Annotated in this window: 9 protein-coding genes; all 9 read right to left on the bottom strand. The window is 60.2% G+C overall.

The features are described from left to right. Positions 1–630: transposase (locus AB5758_RS00045; RefSeq protein ID WP_368155307.1), on the bottom strand; the 630-nt coding region annotated here is incomplete at its 3' end. A gap of 224 nt (positions 631–854) precedes the next feature. After that, complete coding sequence (gene rsfS, locus AB5758_RS00040; RefSeq protein ID WP_022094751.1) at positions 855–1,310, bottom strand: ribosome silencing factor; 456 nt, start codon at positions 1,308–1,310, stop codon at positions 855–857. Between the two features lie 27 nt (positions 1,311–1,337). Beyond that, a complete protein-coding gene (yqeK, locus tag AB5758_RS00035) occupies positions 1,338–1,871 on the bottom strand; it encodes a bis(5'-nucleosyl)-tetraphosphatase (symmetrical) YqeK (RefSeq protein WP_172677985.1) in 534 nt (177 codons plus the stop codon). Between the two features lie 87 nt (positions 1,872–1,958). Next, positions 1,959–2,636, bottom strand: coding sequence for a nicotinate-nucleotide adenylyltransferase (gene nadD, locus AB5758_RS00030; protein ID WP_055285119.1), 678 nt, complete (start codon positions 2,634–2,636; stop codon positions 1,959–1,961). Between the two features lie 3 nt (positions 2,637–2,639). After that, positions 2,640–4,115, bottom strand: coding sequence for a GTPase ObgE (obgE, locus tag AB5758_RS00025; RefSeq protein ID WP_368141139.1), 1,476 nt, complete (start codon positions 4,113–4,115; stop codon positions 2,640–2,642). Between the two features lie 85 nt (positions 4,116–4,200). Further along, a complete protein-coding gene (rpmA, locus tag AB5758_RS00020; RefSeq protein WP_006236075.1) occupies positions 4,201–4,458 on the bottom strand; it encodes a 50S ribosomal protein L27 in 258 nt (85 codons plus the stop codon). A 33-nt stretch (positions 4,459–4,491) separates the two neighbouring features. Continuing rightward, entirely contained in the window at positions 4,492–4,866 is a 375-nt protein-coding gene (gene rplU, locus AB5758_RS00015; RefSeq protein ID WP_368141140.1) for a 50S ribosomal protein L21, read from the bottom strand. A 67-nt stretch (positions 4,867–4,933) separates the two neighbouring features. Beyond that, complete coding sequence (locus AB5758_RS00010) at positions 4,934–5,746, bottom strand: TIGR03936 family radical SAM-associated protein (protein WP_006236073.1); 813 nt, start codon at positions 5,744–5,746, stop codon at positions 4,934–4,936. Further along, the coding region (locus AB5758_RS00005) for a TIGR03960 family B12-binding radical SAM protein (RefSeq protein ID WP_368155306.1) at positions 5,743–7,521 on the bottom strand (1,779 nt) is incomplete at its 5' end. The genes AB5758_RS00010 and AB5758_RS00005, both read right to left, overlap by 4 nt.

Raw genomic sequence — 7,521 nt, 5'->3', positions numbered from 1 at the left:
GGGCAGAGCGTTGAGATAGTGAGGCTCGTATGGTTTGAGCAACGCCTGCGCAAACTCAAGCGCGTCAGTATCACTCACATGAGCGCCATAACGGAAGCAATAGCCATTGGGCTCGCCCGAGGTGCTAAATGCAAAAAATCTCTGGGAATTCCCGAGCAACCCGAGCACGCAATCAGTCTTACAAATTCCCGGATAGCCCATATACTCGCTAAAGCTGCTCCAGCGATAGAGCGAAGCAGTGCCAATTCTGGCTTTCGCAGGGTTATCGTGAATGTAACGAACGCAGTTGAGCAGCTGATCATCATCGAGAATCGGCACACTCTTAAATCGATCCTGGAAAACAGGACCTCTCCTGCCTGTCTTAGAATTGAAATACATGGCATACGCCGTCGTAATCGAATGCATACAATCGCTCAGGTGAGCATGCCCGTCATCTAGCAACAAGTGAATGTGATTATCCATAAGGCACCATGCGATAACATCCACTTTGAACTTCTGGCATTTCGAAGCTATCAGTCGAATCAGATAGAGTCGATCGTCAGCATCCTCAAATATCAGCTGACCACCACAGCCCTTTTGGACGACATGGTAATAGCCGTAAACAGAGATTTCCCGCGCGGTCCGAGTCATACGCATCTCCTCCTCTACAGATAACAAATACGTTACCCGAGTCGGAAAGCTAAATATCACGCAATGAACCGCAACTCGCTTCTATCGGCGAACGGTAGGTAGTAGCTAAAAAAGCCCCGTCCCAAATTAGCTACTTTGGGCAAAAAGAAAGCCGAGCAGGTGCGGAAACCGCACCTGCCCGGCGATATGCGTGAGGGTAGCTAAACCCCGTCTCAAATGAGCTACTAGAGGAGGTTGAGGGGGAGCTGGGGGGCGTCACCCCAGAGCTTTTCGAGACGGTAGAAGTCGCGCGCCTCGGGAGTGAAGACGTGGACGACAACCGAACCGTAGTCCATGAGCATCCAGGTCTTCTGCTCGCGGCCCTCGATGGAGAACGGATGCTCGCCGCAAGCCTCGGCGACCTTCTCCTCGATCTCGTCGACGATCGAATCGACCTGGCGGTTGTTGGTACCGGTGGCGAGCACAAAGTAGTCGCACACATCGGAAAGCTCGGTCAGGTCGAGCACCTGAACGTCCTCGCCCTTCTTGTCGTAGGCGGCCTGCGCGGCGGCGCGGGCGACATCCTCGGCGGCGACACCGCTCGCGGACAGCGAGGCGGCAGTGCGGTCGGACGTGGCGGCGAAGCTCTTGTGCTCCACACCTTCAAGAATCTGCTCGTCGGTCATGGTCTCGTCGGCCATGGAATACCTCTTTCTAGTCAGTCCGAGCTAGCGCAGCTGGGCGTAATGGTTGTAAATCGAAATAGCCGTGGGATAAAGATAGCGCCCGGACTGGATCACATAGACCAGACCCTGCGCAAAACAGGAGAAGAACAACTCGTCGAGTGAGGACTTCCCCACCATCTTGCGCAGCGCATGGGCATAATCGCCGTGGCGGTTGGGTTCGATGGCATCGGCCACAAAGACCACCATATCGAGCGGCGTCATGTCGCAGTCACCCACGGTGTGACGGTCGACAGCCTGGAAAACGGCCGGCGACAACTCGGGGAAAAGCTGCGGAAGCTCATAGGCGGCAACAGGGCCATGCAAAAGCGGCGTCGCGGCGGAAGGAGAGCCGGCAATCTTAATGCCGTAATGCAGAGCGCGCGTGACCAGCTCGTCGTCGGAGAGCACTTTGTCCCAGTCATGGATCAGGCCGGCGGCAGCGGCATCAAAGCGGTCAACGCCGTAGACCTCGGCCAGATGAAGTGCGGTCTCGGCAACACCCAGCGAATGCACATAGCGCTTGCGCTTATCCTTCATGCGAACATCGAGCAGCTCTTGAATGCGCTTGAGCAGCGCGCGCTCATCGCCCTCAAACTGATCCTCTACCGACAACGTAGACCCCCATCACTCAAAATCTTCTTGGCCCAGATCGGCATATAGCCTGCGTTTGCGAATGTAGCCGAGCACGGACTCGCTCGTAAGATAGCGCACGCTCATACCGCGGGCAACTCGCTTACGAATGTTCGTCGAGCTGATCGCCAACGCTGGAATCTGAATATAGCGCACGTCGAACGGCAGCCCCGACTCTTTGATTCGGGCACGCGCCGTATCGATATCAAAGCCCGGTCGTGTCGCCGCAATAAAGGTAGCAAGCTCAGCGATTCGTTCGGCATCATGCCAGGTCACGATATCGATGATCGCGTCGGCGCCCGTAATAAAGTAGAGCTTTACCTGCGGCGGGTAAAAGTCGCGAAGGGCATGAAGCGTATCGGCCGTATAGGTTACGCCCGGGCGGTCGATCTCGAACCGGCTCGCCAAAAAAGCCGGGTTCGCGGCGGTGGCGAGGACCGTCATGGCATAACGGTCCTCGGCAGGCGTCACCGGCTTGTCAAGCTTAAAGGCAGGAGAACCCGCCGGCATAAAGAGCACAGCGTCCAAGTCGAGCGACTCGCGCGCCTGCTCGGCGGTCACCAGGTGCCCGTAATGGATGGGATCAAAGGTGCCACCCATAATGCCGAGCCTAAACTCCTGCCCGTCCTCTAGAGGAAGCTCGGGCAGACCGATTCCACCGCGCAGCGACATGGCTTACTCGCCCTCCGGTGTCTCGGTATCGCCCGCGGCATCCGCTGCATCCGTCGCATCGACAACCTCGACGCCCTCATCCGCAGCATCGGCCACGTCAATGGCTTCAACGGCAACGTCCTCGCCAGCATCCTCGAGCTCCTCGTACTCCGAGAAGTCCTCAGCGCCCTCAAAGTCAAAGGCGCGCTGGCAAATGCGGACCTCGTCGCCCGCACGGCAACCGGCCTTCTCGAGCGCGTCGTCAACACCCATACGCGCAAACTTATGCTGCAGGTAAATGACGGCTTCCTCATTTTCCCAGTCGGTCTGGATGACCATGCGCTCGATGGCGCGACCGACCACGCGGAAGGCACCTGGCTCTTCCTGGACAATGCGGAAACGCTTCTCACGCTGCAGGCGGCGGCGCTCCCACTCATCGTCGCGCAGAACGACCGGCTCATCCGAGACAGCCAACTCGGCGCGCAGCTTAGCCACCTGCTCGCCCACGGCAAGCATCAGCGTGTTGAGACCGGCACCCGTCACGGCGGACACGGCAAAGAACATATGCCCATCGTCGAGCGCTGCGCGCTTAAGGTCGGCAATCTTGTCGGCCGTGCCCGGCGCGTCGCACTTGTTGGCAACGACGATCTGCGGACGCTCCGAGAGCTCGGCGCCATACTGCTCGAGCTCGCGGTTGATGATGTGGTAATCCTCGACCGGATCGCGATCCTCAAAACCACCCGTCATGTCGACGACATGCATGATCAAAGCCGTACGCTCAATGTGGCGCAGGAACTGGTGACCCAGACCCTTGCCCTCGCTCGCGCCTTCGATAAGACCGGGGACGTCGGCAACGACGTAAGAATATTCGCCGGCACGCACCATGCCGAGATTCGGCACGAGCGTGGTAAACGGGTAGTCGGCGATCTTGGGGCGGGCGGCACTCATGCGCGCGATGAGAGATGACTTACCCACCGAGGGAAAGCCCACGAGCGCGGCATCGGCCATAAGCTTCATCTCGAGCTCAATCCAGTGCTCCTCGGCCGGCTCGCCCAGCTGAGCGAACGCGGGCGCGCGGCGCACCGACGTCACAAAGTGCGTGTTGCCCAGGCCGCCGGCACCGCCGGGCGCCACGACAACGCGCTCGCCGTCGTGCACCAGGTCGGCAATCTCGAACATCGGGGTCTGCGTCTCGGGGTCGAGCTCGCGTACCACGGTACCCATAGGGACCTTGAGAATCAGGTCCTCGCCGCTCTTACCGTTACGACGGGCACCCTGCCCGTGCGTGCCGCGCTCGGCGCGGAAGTGATGCTTAAAGCGGTAATCGATCAGCGAAGACAGCTGAGCATCGGCCTGGATGACGACATTGCCGCCACGACCGCCGTCGCCGCCATCGGGGCCGCCCTTGGGGACAAATGCCTCGCGCCTAAACGACATGCATCCGGCTCCGCCGTCGCCGCCGCACACGTTAATGCGGCTGATATCGGTGAACTGTGACAACAGAATCGCCTCCTACAAAAAAGAGGGAGACCCTTGAATCCTAAAACTCAAGTGTCTCCCACATATGTGCTCTATGAAGGGTGAATTACGCGTTCGCGAGCGGGCGTACGCTGACCCTGTGCTTGATACCCTTGTGGAACTCAACGGTACCGTCGACCAGCGCGAACAGCGTGTCGTCCTTACCACGGCCAACGTTCTCACCCGGGTGGATGTGCGTGCCGTGCTGACGGACGAGAATCGTGCCCGTGGTTACCGTCTGGCCGGCATAGCGCTTCGTGCCAAGGCGCTGACCGCGGGAGTCACGGCCATTACGGGAGGAACCGAGTCCTTTTTTGTGTGCCATTGTGTATACCTACTCTTTCGTTACGAGTGTAATCTACTCGGCGACGGGAGCCTCGGCAACAGCCTCAGCCTCTGCCTTGACAGCCTTCTTGGCGCGGGACGTAGCCTGGACCTTCACGATCTTCAGCTTGGTGAGCTGCTGACGGTGACCCTTCAGACGACGATAGCGCTTACGCTTGTGGAACTTGAAGACCAGCTGCTTCTCGCCCTTGAACTGCTCAACGATCTGAGCGGTAACCTTGGCCTTGGCCAGCTTGTCGGGATCGGTGACGATCTTCTTACCATCGTTGAGGAAGATAACCGGCAGGGTGACCTTGTCGCCCTCATTGCCCTCGATCTTCTCGACGATGATGACATCGTCGGTGGCGACCTTGTACTGCTTGCCGCCCGTGTTAACGATTGCGTACATGTTTACTTGCCCTTCATGCATCAGTTAGTGCAACAGCCGAATATAGTAGCAGGCGAAAATACCCCCGTCAACGAGTATGTGGAGCAAATCCACAAGTTCGCACAGGTATGGGGCTGACGAGTCGGCCCTCGTCGTCCTCGCATGCTTGATTCTGACGCTCGACATCGTAGGAGCAGATGGTCACGAGGTCTTGCATACCGGTGGAAACAATAGGTGCATCCACGCCCGGGGTCAAGCCCTGCAACAAAACATCAGCCGCAGAAAGCAAAATTTCCGGACGCATGGAGCCCTCGTTGTCGGCATGGGTGTCGAGCATGAGCACCAAATGGTCCGGGCGCTCCCCCGCCGTGAGCTCATAGCCCACGAGCGTGTGATCCAAATCTAAGCGCTTGCTCTTTTTGCCGCGCGCGTAGTCGATGCCATGGTCCGCGCGCAGCGTGTCGATCGCACGACGCACCTCATCGGCGCTTACGGGCGCCTCGGGATCCAAGTGCAGGTCGATGCGATACGACAGGCGCGTGAGCTGCGCCGTCAACGCCGGCGTGCGCACGTCGATGTACGCCGCCTCGATAGGCGCCAAATCGGCCGGAGACGCCGCAGCCAGGCGTCCAAACGCCTCGTCGAGCGCCACGAACTCGGTCATAAACAGGTCATACCACTCGCAGGTCGACGACGTACCAACCGGTAGCGCCGAAGAAAAGCCCACGCGCATGTGCGGAGAGAAGCCCTGCGTGACGGCATAGGGAAGTCCCGCACGGCGCACGATGCGCTCAATGGTATGGATTACTTCGAGATGGCCCAGGTACTTAAGGCGATCGCGCTTGCCATAGCGAACACGAAGCCTAAAGAGCGAGGGGTTGTCGGTCAGGCGCTCACTCATGCGCGATCACCCATCAATACATTCTTGGCGTGGAGCGTGGGGCAGATCCCGCAGCCGGTGCACGACGTGCGGGTGCAGTCGGGAGTCGTGACGCCCTCGAGCGAGCGACGGTACTCGCGCTCGAGGAAGCCGCGCGTGCAGCCGGGGCTCACGTGCTCCCACGGCAGGCGCCAGTCCAACTCGTAGGGCAGGTGCACGAGCTCATTGAGGTCGATGCCGTTTTTGGCAGCAGCCTCCTTCCAGTTATCGAGCGAGAAATGCTCTACCCATGCGTCAAAGCGAGAGCCCGAGCGCCAAGCGTCGATGATGACGGGCGTCATGTCACGACCGGCGCGGGACAGCGCGGCCTCGATGAGCGAGGTCTCGGCATCGTGGTAATGTACGCGGACGGCACGGTTGCGAACGCTCGTGATAAGCAGCTTCTGGCGACGCTTGACGTCGTCGTAGTCGAGCTGCGGGCACCACTGAAACGGCGTGGCGGCCTTGGGGATAAAGACCGAAACCGAGATGGACACCGAGATCGAGCCGCGACGAGCCTTGGGCACCACGGAACGACCGAGCTCCAGCACGTGATCGGCCAGATTGGCGATGGCCACGATGTCCTCGTCGCGCTCGCCGGGAAGGCCCATCATAAAGTAGAGCTTCATGCGGTTCCAGCCGGCCTCGAAGGCCGCCTTGGCCGCACGGTCCAGGTCCTCCTCGGTCACGTTCTTGTTAATGATGTCGCGCATGCGCTGGCTGCCGGCCTCGGGCGCGAACGTCAGGCCGCCCTTCTTTTCGCCGGCGACCGACTCGGCCATATCCACGCCAAACGAATCCAGGCGCTGCGACGGAATAGACACGCGAATACCCGTATCCTCCAGGCGACGGTTGAGCCTGCCGAGCACGTCGCGAATGCAGGAGTGGTCGGTCGTGGAGAGCGAGGTCAGCGATACCTCGTCATAGCCGGTCTTTTCCAGACCCTGAATCACCGACGAGACGATCTGGTCGGCCGAGCGCTCGCGCACCGGGCGATACGTCATGCCGGCCTGGCAAAAACGACAGCCGCGGGCGCAGCCGCGCAGGATCTCGATAGACAGACGGTCGTGGACCAACTGCGCATAGGGCACGCACGACTGCGACAGCGGATTCGTGGCGCCGAAATCCTCGACGGCGCGCTTGTAGACCACGGTCGGCGCATCCTTGCCCTCACGCGGCACGGTGTAGCCATGCGGCGAGCAGGGCTCGTCGTGACGAACCTCATAGAGCGACGGCACGTAGTTGCCGGCAATGGATGCAAGCTGCTCGACAATCTGCGCGCGCGGGACTCCTTCGTCACGCAGACGGCGATGCAGCTGGCAGGTCTCCAGCAGCGATTCCTCGCCCTCGCCGATGAGGATAACATCGAAGAAGGCCGCGTACGGCTCGGGGTTGTACACCGAGGGACCGCCGGCGATGATGATGGGGTCGTCTTCGCCTCGGTCGGCCGCTAACAGCGGAATGCCAGCGAGGTCGAGCGCCTCGAGGAAGTTCGTCACCGCCATCTCGTGCGGCACATGCAGACCGACGATATCAAACGAAGCAACCGGCGCTGCACCCTCGAGCGACAGCAGCGGAATACCCGCCTCGCGCATGGCGTCACCCATATCGGGCCACGGCACATAGCCACGCTCACAGGAGATGCCCTCGGCCTGGTTAAGGATGTTGTAGAGGATGGCGATGCCCTGGTTGGGCAGACCAACCTCGTACACATCCGGGTAGATCAGGCAGCAACGGTAGTCGGCATCGGCCTTGGA

Origin of the sequence: Collinsella aerofaciens, from assembly GCF_040926405.1 — a bacterium.
Classification (GTDB): domain Bacteria; phylum Actinomycetota; class Coriobacteriia; order Coriobacteriales; family Coriobacteriaceae; genus Collinsella.
Note: the sequence above shows the minus strand (reverse complement) of the source record. Positions and strands in the feature narration are given on the sequence as shown.